11 protein-coding genes and 1 tRNA gene are annotated in these 15,369 nt (G+C 62.4%); 9 read left to right on the top strand and 3 right to left on the bottom strand.

Annotated elements, in window-relative coordinates; translation table 11 throughout:
• Window positions 1-160: 160 nt before the first annotated feature.
• Window positions 161-1,447, bottom strand: coding sequence for a serine/threonine transporter SstT (gene sstT / locus ABGT83_RS02045; RefSeq protein WP_346685678.1), 1,287 nt, complete (start codon window positions 1,445-1,447; stop codon window positions 161-163).
• 264 nt (window positions 1,448-1,711) lie between these two features.
• On the opposite strand from sstT, the gene ABGT83_RS02050 reads away from it, so the two are divergent.
• Window positions 1,712-1,796 (top strand) — tRNA-Leu (locus ABGT83_RS02050).
• A 149-nt stretch (window positions 1,797-1,945) separates the two neighbouring features.
• Here the strand turns inward: ABGT83_RS02050 and ABGT83_RS02055 are convergent.
• Window positions 1,946-2,308, bottom strand: coding sequence for a hypothetical protein (locus ABGT83_RS02055; protein ID WP_103264824.1), 363 nt, complete (start codon window positions 2,306-2,308; stop codon window positions 1,946-1,948).
• A 467-nt stretch (window positions 2,309-2,775) separates the two neighbouring features.
• Here ABGT83_RS02055 and tig point away from each other — a divergent pair, with 467 nt between their 5' ends.
• From tig to thrS, 7 genes are all read left to right on the top strand, one after another.
• Window positions 2,776-4,266, top strand: a complete 1,491-nt coding sequence (tig, locus tag ABGT83_RS02060; RefSeq protein ID WP_346685679.1) for a trigger factor — start codon at window positions 2,776-2,778, stop codon at window positions 4,264-4,266.
• 157 nt (window positions 4,267-4,423) lie between these two features.
• Window positions 4,424-5,044, top strand: coding sequence for an ATP-dependent Clp protease proteolytic subunit (locus ABGT83_RS02065; protein ID WP_103264827.1), 621 nt, complete (start codon window positions 4,424-4,426; stop codon window positions 5,042-5,044).
• Between the two features lie 17 nt (window positions 5,045-5,061).
• Window positions 5,062-6,441 carry an ATP-dependent Clp protease ATP-binding subunit ClpX gene (gene clpX, locus ABGT83_RS02070; RefSeq protein ID WP_103264828.1) on the top strand — a complete coding sequence of 460 codons (1,380 nt, stop codon included), beginning with the start codon at window positions 5,062-5,064 and terminating at the stop codon, window positions 6,439-6,441.
• A gap of 107 nt (window positions 6,442-6,548) precedes the next feature.
• A complete protein-coding gene (locus ABGT83_RS02075; protein WP_346685680.1) occupies window positions 6,549-9,215 on the top strand; it encodes a valine--tRNA ligase in 2,667 nt (888 codons plus the stop codon).
• Window positions 9,216-9,410: 195 nt separating this feature from the next.
• Window positions 9,411-10,079 (top strand): hypothetical protein, encoded by a 669-nt coding sequence (locus ABGT83_RS02080; protein WP_346685681.1) that lies wholly within the window; start codon window positions 9,411-9,413, stop codon window positions 10,077-10,079.
• 245 nt (window positions 10,080-10,324) lie between these two features.
• Window positions 10,325-10,867 carry a zinc ribbon domain-containing protein gene (locus tag ABGT83_RS02085; protein WP_346685682.1) on the top strand — a complete coding sequence of 181 codons (543 nt, stop codon included), beginning with the start codon at window positions 10,325-10,327 and terminating at the stop codon, window positions 10,865-10,867.
• A 242-nt stretch (window positions 10,868-11,109) separates the two neighbouring features.
• Window positions 11,110-13,023, top strand: coding sequence for a threonine--tRNA ligase (thrS, locus tag ABGT83_RS02090; protein WP_346685683.1), 1,914 nt, complete (start codon window positions 11,110-11,112; stop codon window positions 13,021-13,023).
• A 115-nt stretch (window positions 13,024-13,138) separates the two neighbouring features.
• On the opposite strand, the gene ABGT83_RS02095 is transcribed toward thrS, so the two are convergent.
• Window positions 13,139-14,782, bottom strand: coding sequence for a cation:proton antiporter (locus ABGT83_RS02095; protein ID WP_346685684.1), 1,644 nt, complete (start codon window positions 14,780-14,782; stop codon window positions 13,139-13,141).
• 246 nt (window positions 14,783-15,028) lie between these two features.
• Here ABGT83_RS02095 and ABGT83_RS02100 point away from each other — a divergent pair, with 246 nt between their 5' ends.
• Window positions 15,029-15,352 carry a heavy metal-binding domain-containing protein gene (locus ABGT83_RS02100; RefSeq protein WP_103264834.1) on the top strand — a complete coding sequence of 108 codons (324 nt, stop codon included), beginning with the start codon at window positions 15,029-15,031 and terminating at the stop codon, window positions 15,350-15,352.
• The last annotated feature ends 17 nt before the right edge of the window (window positions 15,353-15,369 follow it).

The raw sequence follows: 15,369 nt of genomic DNA on the forward strand, positions 1-15,369 counted from the left end.
CGCCGATTTTGCGCAATGGGTCGTCTTCTGGACCGGTCCATCACGGTGCTTCGTGCGATCCATCAGCAAGAACGCCACCCGTACCTCGAAGGGGCGGATGGCGTTCTTGCAGGTTTGAAGATCCCTGCTCGCAGCGGAGGCAGGGGGTTTCGGTTGTTTGTTAGGCTAGCTCGTTCTCGCTGAAGGTGTCCTTTCCTAGCTTGAAGTCCTCGCCATCCGCGTTCATGCGGCGATATTCGGCTGTGGCGGTGAACAGCACGTCGGAGGACGAGTTGAGCGCTGTTTCGCACGAGTCCTGGATCACGCCGATGATAAAGCCGATGGCTACCACCTGCATGGCCACGTCGTTGCCGATGCCGAACAGCGAGCAGGCCAACGGGATGAGCAGCAGCGACCCCCCGGCGACGCCCGATGCCCCGCATGCCGACACCGCGGCGAGGACGCACAGGATGACGGCCGTGATCGGATCGACTGAAATGTCGAGCGTATGCGCGGCGGCCATGGTCATGACGGCAATGGTGACGGCCGCCCCAGCCATGTTGATGGTTGCGCCGAGCGGGATGGACACCGAGTAGTTGTCCTTGTCCAGACCCAGCTTGCGGCACAATTCCATGTTCACGGGGATGTTCGCGGCGGAGCTTCGGGTGAAGAAGGCGGTAAGGCCGCTATCCTTCAGACAGCGGAAGACGAGCGGGTAGGGGTTTTTCCGAACGCACGCAAACACGAGCAGCGGGTTCGTGATAAGCGCGATGACGAGCATGCAGCCTACGAGCAGCAGGATGAGCGAGCCGTACTCGGCGAATATCTCAGGACCGTTCTGCGATACCGACGTGTATACGAGTCCCAGGATGCCGAACGGCGCAAGGCTGATTACCCAGCGCACCACTTTCGACACGGCATCGGCCACATTGGTGAACACCTCTTTGGTGGATTCGCCGGCTGCTCTGAGCGCGATGCCCAGCACGAGCGCCCACGCCAAGATGCCGATGTAGTTCGCATTAATAAGGGCGTCGACTGGATTTGAGACGATATTCATGACGAGCGTGGTCAGCACGTCGGCCACGCCGGTGGGCGAAGATTGCTCGACTGCGGGTTCAACGAGCGTAATGGTCATGGGGAACAGGAAGCTGCCGATCACGGCGACGAGTGCCGCTATGAGCGTGCTCACTATGTAGAGCAGCACCACCGTCTTCATGGATCCGGCGGCTTTCGCGTTAGCAAGTGCGCTGATGACGAGGAAGAACACGAGGATAGGCGCCACCGCCTTCAGCGCCGAGACGAACAAAGTGCCCAAAAGCTCGACGAACTCGATTCCGGCTGGCGCGAATAGGCCCAGCGCGCCGCCGATGACGAGGCCGATCACGATTCGTTTAATCAGGCTGATGCTGTTCCATACTCGGCCGGCTCTCTTGACGAGCTCCCAAATCTTGTTCCCTTGATTCTCCATGCGGTCCTCGTTTCTCCTGTGCGCGGACGCTCGCGCGAGTATGCTCCGATCGAGAAGCGCGGTCGTGCGGGCGTGCATGCGTCGTTCTGCACTGCCTGGCTCATGGTAGCAGAAACTTTACGTTGTCGGGAGTCCGGCTGGGCAAAGCGGTCGGAGCGCACGGGCGATGCCGGTGAACGTTCATGGGGGCGACGGAGAGTTTTCGCGCTGTGCGTTCCCGTCTTTTTTGGTATGATGGTCGCCGCGTCGAACCGACGTGAGCGTGCGGGCGTGGCGGAATTGGCAGACGCGCCAGATTTAGGTTCTGGTACCGAGAGGTGTGAAGGTTCAAGTCCTTTCGCCCGCACCATGAAAAAAACGAGGCCGGGATCGTGTAAAGCGTCCTGGCTTTTTTACGTCTTGCTGCCTGGATCCGGCCGCGCCTCCGTGGCGATCCGCGCAGGTTCGCCTGCCCTCGAATTATCCGAATCGGAGAGCGGCGAGGTGCGCCCGTGCGCCTTAGGCGACGAACCGCCCGAGAAGGAAGCCCGCGACGGTGCAGGCGGCGGCGAACAGCGCTGACAGTGCGACGAGGCGCGCATCGCGGCGCTGTTCGCGCAGGCGCTCTGCTTCTGCGCGTCTCAGCTCGGGAAAATACGAACGGCCGTCGGAGGTTATGGTCACCACGACCCCTCGTTTGTCGTCCTGCTTTGCGGCAAGGGCTCCGTTCTCGATGAGCTCGCGTTGCAGGTCGTCATCGGGCCGGTAAGGGAAGGCGCAGCGGTACACCAGCTCGCCGCCGACGCTGCACGTGGCGTGCTCGTAGTCAAGCAGACGCGCCAACTCGCGTTCCTGCAGTAAGTTGAGGGACAGATTCGACATGACATCCTTCGTTTGAGCTTCGTTTTTTGTCGACCTTCATGATACCGTGACTCGCCGATCAATGGTAGCGGGAAAACCAATATCTACGAGGCGGCCTGCCGATGGGAAAGGACGAACGGTCGTACGCCCGGATGCCGCTCTTGCAGCCGGCGCGATGCCATGCATGCTGCCCGTACCGTGCGGCTGGCGCTGCCTTGTAGCAGCCCGTCGCGTTCGACGGACCTCGGGCCCTCGGCTTTCGGCCGGAAAGAGTTATTCGAGGCATCCCGAAGGGCGTGATCCGTTCGTCAGTTCTTCGTGAACGATCTTCCTCATCCGTACTATATATGCGATAATTCCGTTTTGGTGTGCTCAGAGCGCGATCCGGCAGTCGAGTCTGCGGGCCGCTGCGGGCCGCGCATCCGAGCGGGGGCGAGCGCGCCGCAAGATGCCGAAAGGCGACCATAGAAACGATGGAGGATAGTTACGTGGAAACAAAAGTTGAGGCATTGCAGGATAACCGCACGAAAGTGACCGTTACTGTCGATGCCAAGGATATCGACGCCCGCATCAAGAAGACCTACAAAGATTTCGCGCACAAGTACAATTTCCCCGGGTTCCGCAAAGGCAAGGCCCCGCGCCCGATCATCGACAACGCCCTGGGCAAGGATGCTGTCCTTGCGACGGTGACCGACGACCTCGTCAACGGATCTTATCCTCTCGCCATCGACGACTGCGGCCTGTACCCTGTGTCCAAGCCTGAATTCGACGAGACCGACCTCGTCGAGGGCGGCAAGCCTTTCTCGTTCTCCTTCACCGTGGCTGTCAAGCCGGAGCTTGAACTGTCCGGCTACGATCCGGTCGAGATCAAGCTGCCCGCCGAGGGCGCATCCGATAAGGACGTTGAAGATCAGATCGACGCGCTGCGCGAGCACTACTACTCGTTCGAGGACTGCTCGGCCGCTACGAAGGTGAAGGCCGACAGCCATATCGATCTGGCTATGAAGGCGACAGACGACAAGGGCGAGGAGATCCCCTCGCTCACGACCGAGAACCGTCCCTACAGCCTGGGCGGCAACCTGTTTCCGCCCGAGTTCGACGAGCAGCTCGTCGGCCTGAAAAAGGGCCAGACGACGACGTTCTCCATCGATATGCCCGACGATCCTCCCATCATGCTGGCGGCTCTCTCCGGCAAGACCTCGAAGATCGATTTCGAGGTCGAGGTGAAGGTTGTCAAGAAGAAGATCCTTCCTGAAGTTACCGACGAGTGGGTGAAGGAGACGATCGGCTTCGACGATGTCGCGTCCATGCGCTCCACCATCGCCGATTCCATCGCCCAGCAGAAGTCCGCCATGATGCCGCGCATCAAGGAGAACGCGGTCCTGGTAGCGGTTGCCGAACGCCTCGAAGGGGAGGCCCCCGAGAGCATGCGCGAGGAGGCCGAATCCACGCTCATCCAGGACTTCTTCCAGCAGCTTCAGAGTCAGAACATGTCCTTCGATCTGTACCTAGCCCAGCAAGGTATGACGCCTGACCAGTTCAAAGAGGATGTTAAGCTCCAGGCGGCCGATATTGCCGCCCAGGATCTTGCGCTCGACGCCTGGGCTCGTCACTTCGGTCTGGAAGCCACGGAGGAGGACGTGCTTGCGGAGTTTGCCAAGAGCGGCGCGGAGAAGCCCGAGGCTCTCAAGGCGGAGTGGCGCGAGAACGGCCAGCTGCATCTGGTACGTCAAGGCGTGAGCCGCACGAAAGCGGTCATGGACCTGATGGAGAAGGCCGTTGTCACGGAGGTCGAGCCCGGAGCCCAAGACGAAAAAAAGAAGCCCGCGAAAAAGGCTTCTTCCAAGAAAGCCGCGAAGGCCGACGAGGCCCAGGATAACGGCGACAAGAAACCTGCTGCGAAGAAGGCCTCCTCGAAGAAGGCTACGGAGAAGAAACAGCCCGAAAAGCAGGAGGAGGGCTCCGAAGCCGCAGAATAGCATCTGCACCACGCCTGTCCCCGACGCGCCTTCTCCGGCGCGTCGGGGACAGGTAACGATACGGTTCCCGGGCCTTGCGCAGCGCGACGTTTAACCGCACTATGACAGAGATGCAAGCAGGCCGCCGAGCGGCCGCAAGAGATAAGCGAGGCATACCATGTTTGACACGAAATCAGCATTGATTCCCTACGTCATCGAGCAGTCGCCGCGCGGCGAGCGCAGTTACGACATCTATTCTCGCCTGCTCAACGATCGTATCGTGTTCCTCGGCGAGGCTATCGACGACCATGTCGCCAACTCGGTGGTAGCACAGCTGCTGCACCTGGAGAGCGCCGACCCCGATAAGGACATTTCTCTTTATATCAACTCGCCGGGCGGCTCGGTCACGGCGGGGCTCGCCATCCTCGACACCATGGACTTCATCAAGTGCGACGTGTCCACGATCTGCTTGGGCGAGTGCGCTTCCATGGCTGCGGTGCTGTTGTCCAACGGTGCCAAGGGCAAGCGCTTGTGTCTGCCGAACTCGATGGTGCTCATCCATCAGCCGTCGGGCGGCGCCCAGGGCCAGCAGACCGAGATCGCCATCGTGGCCGACTTCATGCTGAAGACCCGCAACCGCCTGAACAAGATCTTGGCGGACAATACCGGCCAGACGCTCGAGACCATCCAGAACGACACCGAGCGCGACAACTACATGACCGCAGAAGAGGCCGTCGCCTACGGATTGGTCGATCGCATCACTTCTTCGCGCGCTCTCACTGCTAGCTCCAACGAGTAGAGAAACGAATAGGATACATGAACGATAGACGCGACGAGTTCGGAAGCCGAGGCGACGAAATCGTCTGCGCCTTCTGCGGCAAGCAGCCGCACCAGGTGGCGGCGATGATATCGGGGCCGAACGGCATATTCATCTGCGACGAGTGCATATCGGTGTGCGCCGACGCCATGATGCGCGACTTGGGGCTGAGCGTGCCCGGCTCCGACGATGGGGATGCAGGGCAGGATGCGCGGTCCGAGGCGGGGCGCCATGCGCGCGGGTACGCAGCCGAAGCCGCATCGACGGCGGAGCCTGCGCCGGAGGACGTACTGGCCGAGCTTCCTACGCCGCACGAGTTATACGCCGAGCTCTCCGAGCATGTGGTGGGCCAGGAGCAGGCCAAGCGCGCGCTCTCCGTGGCCGTATACAACCACTACAAGCGCATCAGCCTGGGTGCAGATGCCGAGGACGGCGACGTAGAGTTGGCCAAGAGCAACATCATGCTCTTGGGTCCCACGGGTTCCGGCAAGACGCTTTTGGCCCAAACACTTGCGCGCACGCTGAAAGTCCCGTTTGCCATCGCCGATGCAACGACGCTCACCGAGGCCGGCTACGTGGGTGAGGACGTTGAGAACATCCTGCTCAAGCTCATGACGGCGGCCGACTTCGACATCCCGCGCGCCGAGATAGGCATCATCTACATCGACGAGATCGACAAGGTGGCACGCAAGGCCGAGAACCTGTCCATCACGCGCGACGTGTCGGGCGAAGGCGTGCAGCAAGCGCTGCTCAAGATCGTCGAGGGTGCGGAGGCGAGCGTCCCGCCGCAAGGCGGCCGCAAGCATCCCCAGCAGGAGCTGCTGCACATCGACACCACGAACATCCTGTTCATTCTTGGCGGCGCCTTCGTGGGATTAGCCGATATCATCGCCGCACGCGTCGGCAAGAGTGGTCTCGGCTTCACCGCCGAGCTGCCGGAAAGCCAGAAGCAGGCCGAAGCGGAACTGCTCGCTCAAGTGCTGCCGGAGGATCTCAACAAGTACGGTATGATTCCCGAGTTTGTGGGCCGCATCCCCGTGGTAACGTCGCTGAACGAGCTGTCGGAGGAGGATCTTGTGCGTATCCTCACCGAGCCGAGGAACGCGCTCGTGAAGCAGTACACGAAGATGTTCGAGTTCGAAGATTCTGAGCTTTCCTTCGAACCCGATGCTCTGCGCGCCATTGCACACGAGGCAGTGGAGCACGGCACGGGTGCGCGCGGCTTGCGCTCGATCTGCGAACGCGTTCTCATGGATGTGATGTACGACTTACCGGAACACGAGGGCGCAACCGTCGTCACGGTGCGGGCGAGCGACATCGAGGGCGAGACGCAGCCGGAAATCGTTTCGGCGGAGGAGAGCGTGAACAAGAGCGCATAGCGGGCTTCACGCAGTTGGGCAGAAGGCAGGATTTCGCAGGGCGCTCTTTCATGAGCGCCCGTTCGCGCATAAGCGCAAAGCAGGCAAGCGAGACGAGAGAGCGGACCATGGCAGAAAAGAAGATCGACTATGATTTCGCGGCGCACGAGCGGCCGCTGTTCGACGCGTGGAAGGACGCCGGCTACTTCCAGCGCGGCGAGGGCTTCGGCGCCAAGAAGGGGCAGCCCTACACCATCGTCATCCCGCCGCCGAACATCACGGGCGTGCTGCACATGGGCCACGCCCTCAACGACACCATCCAGGACACGTGCATCCGCCGAGCCCGCATGCAGGGCCGTCCCACGCGCTGGATCCTCGGCACCGACCACGCCGGCATATCCACGCAGACGAAGGTGGACAAGAAGCTGGCCGACCAGGGCATCAGCCGTTTGGAGATCGGTCGCGAGGCGTTCATCGAGGCGTGCTACGACTGGTACAAGGAGTACGGCACCACCATCGTGAACCAGATCAAGGGCATGGGCTGCTCGTGCGACTACGACGACGAGCACTTCACGCTGGAGCCGTCCTACGTGCGTGCCGTGCGCAAGCTCTTCGTGGACTGGTACCGCGACGATCTCATCTACAAGGGCAAGCGCATCGTGAACTGGTGCCCCCACTGCACGACGTCCATCTCCGACGACGAGGCCGAGTACGTGGACGAGGCGGGGCACCTGTGGTACCTGCGCTACCCGCTGACCGAGCCCGAGGACGGCCTGGAGTACCTCGTGGTGGCCACGACGCGCCCCGAGACGATGCTCGGAGACACGGGCGTGGCGGTGAACCCGAAGGACGAGCGCTTCAAGCACCTCGTGGGCAAGACGGTGAAGCTGCCGCTCGTCGACCGCGAGATCCCCATCTTCGCCGACTGGCACGTGGACAGGGAGTTCGGCACCGGCTGCGTGAAGACCACGCCCGCGCACGACCCGAACGACTGGGCCATGGGCGAGCGCAACGGCCTCGAGCGCATCAACATCTTCGACGAGACGGCGCACGTGGTGGAGGGCTACGGGAAGTTCTCGGGCATGGACCGCGACGAGGCCCGCGAGGCCGTCGTGGCGGCGTTTGACGAGCTCGGGCTGCTCGACCACGTGGAGGACCACGATCACTCCGTCATGACGTGCTACCGCTGCCACACGAAGCTCGAGCCCTGGGAGTCCGAGCAGTGGTTCGTGGCCGTGGACGGCCTCAAGAAGGATGCGGCGCGCGTGGTGGAGGACGGCTCCATCCAGTTCCATCCCGAGCGTTGGAAGCAGGTCTACCTCGACTGGCTCGAGAACCTGAAAGACTGGTGCATCTCGCGCCAGCTGTGGTGGGGGCACCGCATTCCCATGTTCTACTGCGATGCGTGCGGCTGGGAGGATGCTTCGGTGGAGGACGTCGAGACGTGCCCCGTGTGCGGGGCTCCGGTGCGCCAAGACGAGGACGTGCTGGACACGTGGTTCTCGTCGCAGCTGTGGCCGTTCGCCACGATGGGCTGGACCGAGGAGGGGGTGGACGCGCCTGAGATGCGCGCCGCGTACCCCACGCAGGTGCTGTCCACCGCGCGCGACATCATGGGGCTGTGGGTGGCGCGCATGGTGATGGCGTCCATGTACTGCACGGACCAGATCCCGTTCGAGCACGTCATCATCCATCCGACGGTGATGGCGGCCGACGGCAAGCCCATGTCCAAGAGCCGCGGCAACGGCGTGGACCCGCTGCGCCTCATGGAGGACTACGGGGCCGACGGCATGCGCTTCGGCCTGCTCATGCAGGTGACGGGCGCGCAGGACCTCAAGTTCAACGAGGCGAAGCTGGAAAGCTCGCGCAACTTCGCGAACAAGATCCGCAACGCCGCGCGCTTCGTCATGATGAACCTGGACGGCTACGAGCCGGGCGAACCCGCGCCCTCGACGCCGGCCGACCGCTGGATCTTCTCGCGCTTGGCGGGCCTCGTGGCGCGCCTGGACGCGGCGTTCGACGGCTTCGAGTTCGGCGAGGCCACGCGCGAGCTGTACGCGTTCTTCTGGAACGAGTTCTGCGACTGGTACATCGAGTTCTCGAAGGCGCGCCTGGGCGCTGGGGCCGACCCGGCGGACCGCCTGGCGTGCCAGCGCAACCTCGTGTTCGTGCTCGACCAGGCGCTGCGGCTGCTACATCCCATCATGCCGTTCGTGACCGAGGAGATCTACCAGGAGCTGCCCATCGACCGCGAGCGCGCGCCGTACCTCATCGGCGCCGCGTGGCCGGACGCGCAGGAGCTGGCGATGTACGCGGATCCGGAGGCCGAGCGCGCCATCGAGATGGTGTGCGAGACGGTGTCGGCCATCCGCTCGACGCGCGCCCGCTACGGCATCTCGCCGAAGTCCCAGCTGGCCGTGGTCGTGAAGGCCGACGGGGCGGACGCGGCCTTGCTCGAGGCCCAGCGGGGGCTCATAGAGGGCATGGGCAACACGGCGTCGCTCGCCATCGGCGCGCAGGTGGAGAAGCCGGCCGAGTCCAGCGCCGTGCTGGGCGCGGGGCTTGAGGTGTACCTGGTGCTGTCGGGCCTCGTGGACCTCGACGCCGAGCGCGAGCGCCTCGCGAAGGAGCAGGCCAAGCTCGCTGCCGATGCGGGCAAGTTGGAGAAGAAGCTCTCCAACCCGGGCTTCCTGGCCAAGGCCGCGCCCGAGATCGTGGAGAAGGACCGTGCCAAGCACGCCGAGCTCGCCGACAAGCTTGCCCGCGTGGAGGCCCAGCTGGCGGAGTTGGGGTAGGCGTCCCTTTCGATGGTTGCGGGCCCCGTCTCTGTTTGGAGGCGAGGCCCGCGGCGTTTTCGGGGTGTGGTGGCAAGCTGCATGTTCGGATGGCGGCATCCTTCCGCTTGTTTTCTCGCCGTATACATTGCATAGCTCCTCGGTAGAAGATAGGATGAGCATATTGATTCGATTTTACGCGAGAAAGGGTGAACCGTGGCGAAAATCAGCATGTTGATCTACGACCTCACCGGCAAGACCGAGGAGGAGATCCGCATGAGGGAACAGTACAGCTTCCTTCAGAAGATGGCCAGCGCGAAGTCGGAGACATTCGAGAACCGACTTAAGCTCATGCTGAGCAATAAAGAATCGGTGGGCGAGCTGGAGATCGTGGGCGACAAGGCCTTCGAGTACCACAACGGGCAGCACGTCAACATCTCGCGAACATGCGACGATGCCATCATGGGGGTGATCGACGAGTACTTTAAGGGCGGCAAGGAGATCAAAGCGGCCTTTCAGAAGCTTGTCAAACAGGGTCTTTCCGGTTTGATCCGCGACACGTCCATCGGCGAGACCGAGGAGAAGCTGGTATTCGTGTACCCGGAGAACTACTCCATCGTGCGTGTGGATGTGATGGCATACAAGTACACGTTCTCGTCGAAGGGTGTGCTCGCGAAAGACGTGGAGAACCTGTTCGTATACACCATGGCGAAATCCATCGTCGACCACAGGAAGGTGGGGATCGACTTCCTCATGCACGCCGTGGTGGACATGATGCGCGGCGGTTTCGACGAGGAACCGTCGCTTGACGAGGTGATGCCGCTCATCAAGGGCTTGCAGATGTGCTGGAAATTACTCGACGCGGGTCCGGTGTCGTTTCGATGACGGAGGCTCATCGGGTATTTCTTTGCGGATCGATCACATGTTCCTGAGATGGGTCTGAACCTCCATGGTGGACCGGGTACTCTTAATTAGCCTCCCGCAATTTCTACAGCTTGAGGAAATTGCCTGCTAATTCATACGCTCCCGCGCTTCTTTGCTATAATCTTTGATCGTGTGCATGATGGAAGTCGTCCGCTGGCGGCTTACGTGCGCAAAGCTCGAAGCTTACACTAGAAAACGAGGTTATCATGAGCGAACTGCTGGCCCAGTTATGGACCCCCGAGCTGCAAGCCGCTTTCACGGCAGTCATTGTGCTGCTCGTCATTCTGTACGTGCTGTCCATCGTCTGGGTGGTTCGCGATGCGTATCTGCGCGGATCGTATTGGTATGTCTGGGCGATCGTCTCGCTCGTCCCACTGGTTGGCGTCATAGCATACTGCTTGCTGCGTCCGCCTCTGCTGCAGATCGATCGCGACGAGCAGGAGCTCGAAATCGCACTTAAACAGCGTGAGCTCATGAAGTTCGGCGAATGCGCAAACTGCGGCTATCCTGTGGAAGCCGACTTCGTGCTGTGCCCGAACTGTCATCAGCGCCTGAAGAACCTCTGCGGCACCTGCAACCATGCGCTCGATCCCACCTGGACCGTCTGCCCCTACTGCGCCACGCCCGTTACGGCGGCGGGATCGCGTCCGCGCCGCGCCCCCCAGCGTGGTCGAACGCAGCAGCCGCAACCGCCGGCGGCTCAGCAGAAGAGGCAGGCTCGCGGCGCGCAGCCCGATCGCGCCCAATAGCATCGTTTTCATGCAAAGCCGCCGAAAGGCGGCTTTTTTGCGTTCGGATATGGGGTCACGGAGTGGGGTCGGCCTTCGCATAAGCCTAAACTGCGAACTCGGTCTAGCATTTTGTTGAAACCGTGTGCACGTGCGGCACTGTAGTCGTTCGTGTCATACTTGACAACGGTCGCGCACTCAAGACGCGGCCATACCGATCGTGCAGGCGCTTTGTGCGCGCCCGGCACAGGAAAGGAACCATCATGAACATCGTACTTCCCGACGGTTCGACCAAAGATCTCGCCGAAGGCGCCACCGTCGCCGATGTGGCCGCCTCCATCGGCGCGGGCCTGGCGAAGGCCGCGCTCGGCGGTAAGATCGACGGCGCATTCGCCGATCTCGACACCCCGGTGCACGACGGCGCCACGGTGGAGATCATCACCGCCAAGAGCCCCGAGGCGCTCGGCATCATGCGCCACTCGACGGCGCACGTCATGGCCGAGGCTGTGCAGCTGCTCTTTCCCGGCGCGCAGATCGCGTTCGGCCCGCAGACCGATGACGGCTTCTTCTACGACTTCGAGCTGTCCCGCTCGCTCACGCCTGAGGATTTCGCCGCCATCGAAGCGAAGATGGCCGAGATCATCGCGCGTGACGAGCCGTTCGTCCGCGAGGTCGTCTCACGCGAGGAGGCCGAGGTCATCTTCGCCGATCAGCGCTTCAAGCTGGAGCACATCCGCGAACTTCCAGCCGACGAGGACATCATCATCCGCCGTCACGGCGACTTCGTCGATTTGTGCAGCGGCCCGCACATGCCCTCCGCAGGCAAGATCGGCGCGTTCAAGCTCATGAAGCTGGCCGGTGCCTACTGGAAGGGCGATGCGGAGCGAGAGATGCTGCAGCGCGTCTATGGCACCGCGTTCTTCAAGCAGAAGGAGCTTGACGAGTATCTGCACAACCTGGCCGAGGCCGAGAAGCGTGACCATCGCAAGCTCGGCCGCGAGCTGGGCATCTACATGATGGATCCCATGGCGGGCGTGGGCCTGCCCATGTATCTGCCGAAGGGCGCGCGCGTCATCCGCACCATGCAGGAGTGGCTGCGTCGCGACCTGTACGAGCGCGGCTACGAAGAGGTCATCACCCCGCACATCTACAACGCCGACGTGTGGAAGACTTCGGGGCACTACGGCTTCTACAAGGAGAACATGTACTTCTTCGAGATCAACGAGGGAGACGACGAGAACCCGCGCATGAGCGAGTATGGCGTGAAGCCCATGAACTGCCCGGGCCACGTCATGCTGTACAAGAACGAGCTGCACTCCTACCGCGACCTGCCGCTGCGCTACTTCGAGTTCGGCACGGTGTATCGCCACGAGATGTCGGGCGTGGTGCACGGCCTGCTGCGCGCCCGCGGCTTCACCCAGGACGACGCGCACGTGTTCTGCACGAAAGACCAGGTCGTCGACGAGGTGGTGGCTATCCTCGACCTCGTGGACCACATCATGTCCACCTTCGGCTTCCAGTACGAGGCCGAGATCTCCACGCGTCCCGAGAAGTCCATCGGCACCGACGAGATGTGGGACCATGCCACGAACTCGCTCAAGCAAGCCTGCGAGCGCCATGGCCTCGCTTACGAGATCAACGAGGGCGACGGCGCGTTCTACGGCCCGAAGATCGACATCAAGGTGAAGGACGCCATCGGCCGCACCTGGCAGTGCTCCACCGTGCAGGTCGACTTCAACATGCCCGAGCGCTTCGAGCTGACCTACCGCACCGAGGACAACACCGAGGAGCGCCCCTGGATGCTCCACCGCGCCATCTTCGGCTCCATCGAGCGCTTCCTGGGCATCCTCATCGAGCACTACGCCGGCGCGCTGCCGCTGTGGCTGGCTCCCGTGCAGGTGGCCGTGCTGCCGCTGGCCGACCGCCACAACGACGCCGCGGCTGGGCTGGCCGCGCAGATCAAGGCCGCGGGCGGGCGCGTGGAGGTGTACGATCAGAACGAGCCCATGCGCGTGAAGATCGCGAAAGCCCAGAGCCAGAAGATCCCGTACATGGTGGTGCTGGGCGACAAGGAGATCGAGAACGGCACCGTGTCCGTGCGCGACCGCCACGAGGGCGACCTGGGCGCCTGGCCGATTGACCAGCTGCTCGAGAAGATCCGCGAAGCTGCGCTGTAGGACGCTCCGGCATATCCGGCATTGCGATGACGACCCCGGCCTGCAGCACCGGGGTCGTCATCGCCAAGCGTCGCGCAAACGAAGGCAAGGGGAGTCTGAACGCGATCGGCTCCGACTAGTGTCGTCGCTCCTTGCGAGCATCCTCGAACATCCGTCGCGCGTCCTCCTCGTCGAGTCCCATGCGTTCGGCGACCCGTCCCATCTCCGTCATGCGGCGGCGGTACTCGCGCACGACATGCTCGGCCACGCGGCGGCGGCGATCCTCGCGGTGTTGCTGGGCCTGCGAAAGCAGCGGTCCATCGCCGTCGGGATCGGCATCGGGGGCGGGGTGGCGGCGCGCCATCTCCTGCGCCGCTAAGTCGAGCGCCTCGTCGAAAGCGCGCTTGCGGGCCGAGCGCCGCTGCAAGATCGCAGCACGATCCTGCCAGTCCAAGTCGTCGAAGCTCCGGCCCACACGCCGCGCCGCCAGCCGTTCGAGGGCCTCCTTGCGGGTGAGCATCCGCTCGAGCTCCCAGTGCTCGCGCAGGATGTCGCCGATATCGCGCGGATTGTGAACGATCTCGCGCGCAGCCTCGATAGGCTTCGCGTCGGCCACGCGATAGGTGAGCATGCCCAATAGCGGCATGAGGAACACGGTAATGGCACCGGCAGCCACCAGCACGCTGGCCGTCTCCTGCGGCATGGCCCCCGAGCTCACGGCCACCGACGTCACGGCCACGATGATGGGCAGCGCCGTCGTGCAGTACAGCGCGACGGTCAAGCGGTTGTGCGTGGAGATATCGCGTGTGTCTTTGCCCGTGGAAAGCGCGATGAAGATGGGAACCGCTCGAACAAGCAGCAAAAGCACGATAAAGCCTACGAGCATGGCGGGCTGTGCGAACACGGCCAGAAGATCGATCTTCGCACCGGACACCGTGAAAAATATGGGAATGAGGAACCCGTAGGCCACGCCGTCGAGCTTATGCTCAAGCGCATGGTCTCCTTCGGGCACAATATAGCGTAGGACGAAGCCCGCTGCGAAGGCGCCGAGTACGATGTCGAGATCGAACACCGCCGAGACGGCTACGAGCCCCACGAGCAGGAGTACCACGCAGCGCATCATGGTCTGCGAGGTGCCCTCGGCGTTCTCGGTGAGGAAACGGAACAGCCGATGCCCCGCCCTCTTCGCCTTGGCAGGTACGATGGCCATGATCACGCACAGGGCGACGAAGGCAATGAGGATAAGCGCGGTTTGCCATTCGGCACGCGTCGAAAGCAGGAGTGCCATGGCCAGCACCGGGCACAATTCGCCCCAGGTGCCGTAAGCGAGGATCGAGTCTCCCACGCGCGTGCCCATGAGCTCGCGTTCTTTCATGATGGGCATGAGCGTGCCAAGCGCCGTTGTGGTGAGCGCGATGGCCACGGCCACGGCTTCGAGCTCGTTGGTTTTCATGAGCCCGGCTGCGATGACGACCGCGAACGCGAGCGCGATGGACACGGCCCAGGTGGCAAGACCTCGCTTGCCCTGAGAGCCCGTGAGGCTCTTCGGGTTTATCTCGTAACCTGCGAGTAAGAACAAAAAGCCGAGACCCAGATCCGACAGAAGACCAACCGAGTCGGTAAGATCGATCACGCCGAACAGGTTTGGCCCAAGCACCGCACCGGCGATGAGCAAGAACACCGTCTCAGGGACGAGTTTGTTGGGGATGAGCTTTGCGACGATAGGGCTAACCGCCGCGACGAGGGCGATGATGGCGAGCGAAACGAGATCGACGGTCATAGAAGCCTTTCGGACGTGCGGTTTCTCTCGAACAAACCGTATCATTGTATACCTTTGCTTTGAACGCTTAGGCGTTTCGCGCGATAACTCCCGGCCAATTCCAGCACTTCTGGCCTCGTTTGAACCTGTGCTTGAACCAGCGCCTTGCATCGATGCGGGTTGGAATCGGCTCGTCATGGTAGACTGTGCAGAAGGCGTGTTTCGGTTGCCCTGCACGCCTCCTGCAAAACGGAAGGAGCATGTACCATGATCATCACCACGACGCCCACCGTCGACGGATACTGTGTATCGGGCTATTACGGCATCGTATTCGGTGAGGTTATAACCGGCATCAACCTTGTCCGCGATTTTGGCGCCGGCATACGCAACCTGGTGGGCGGACGAAGCGCCGGCTACGAGGAAGAGCTCCTGCAAGCGCGCTCCGAAGCGCTAGCCGAGATGGAGCAGCGTGCGCAAGAGCTGGGCGCGCATGCTGTTATCGGCGTCGATTTGGACTACGAGGTGCTCGGCCAGGGCAATATGCTCATGGTGACGGCTTCCGGCACCGCCGTAACCCTTGAACAGGCGTAGAAAAGCGCGTTCTTGCG

The sequence above is a fragment of the Enteroscipio rubneri genome (assembly GCF_963929405.1).
Taxonomy (GTDB): Bacteria; Actinomycetota; Coriobacteriia; order Coriobacteriales; family Eggerthellaceae; genus Enteroscipio; species Enteroscipio rubneri.

Bases quoted from the DNA above. Each gene is read 5' to 3' on its own strand.
- sstT (WP_346685678.1), bottom strand. From the start codon at position 1,447: ATGGAGAATCAAGGGAACAAGATTTGGGAGCTCGTCAAGAGAGCCGGC.
- ABGT83_RS02055 (WP_103264824.1), bottom strand. From the start codon at position 2,308: ATGTCGAATCTGTCCCTCAACTTACTGCAGGAACGCGAGTTGGCGCGT.
- ABGT83_RS02065 (WP_103264827.1), top strand. From the start codon at position 4,424: ATGTTTGACACGAAATCAGCATTGATTCCCTACGTCATCGAGCAGTCG.
- clpX (WP_103264828.1), top strand. From the start codon at position 5,062: ATGAACGATAGACGCGACGAGTTCGGAAGCCGAGGCGACGAAATCGTC.
- ABGT83_RS02075 (WP_346685680.1), top strand. From the start codon at position 6,549: ATGGCAGAAAAGAAGATCGACTATGATTTCGCGGCGCACGAGCGGCCG.
- ABGT83_RS02085 (WP_346685682.1), top strand. From the start codon at position 10,325: ATGAGCGAACTGCTGGCCCAGTTATGGACCCCCGAGCTGCAAGCCGCT.
- thrS (WP_346685683.1), top strand. From the start codon at position 11,110: ATGAACATCGTACTTCCCGACGGTTCGACCAAAGATCTCGCCGAAGGC.
- ABGT83_RS02095 (WP_346685684.1), bottom strand. From the start codon at position 14,782: ATGACCGTCGATCTCGTTTCGCTCGCCATCATCGCCCTCGTCGCGGCG.
- ABGT83_RS02100 (WP_103264834.1), top strand. From the start codon at position 15,029: ATGATCATCACCACGACGCCCACCGTCGACGGATACTGTGTATCGGGC.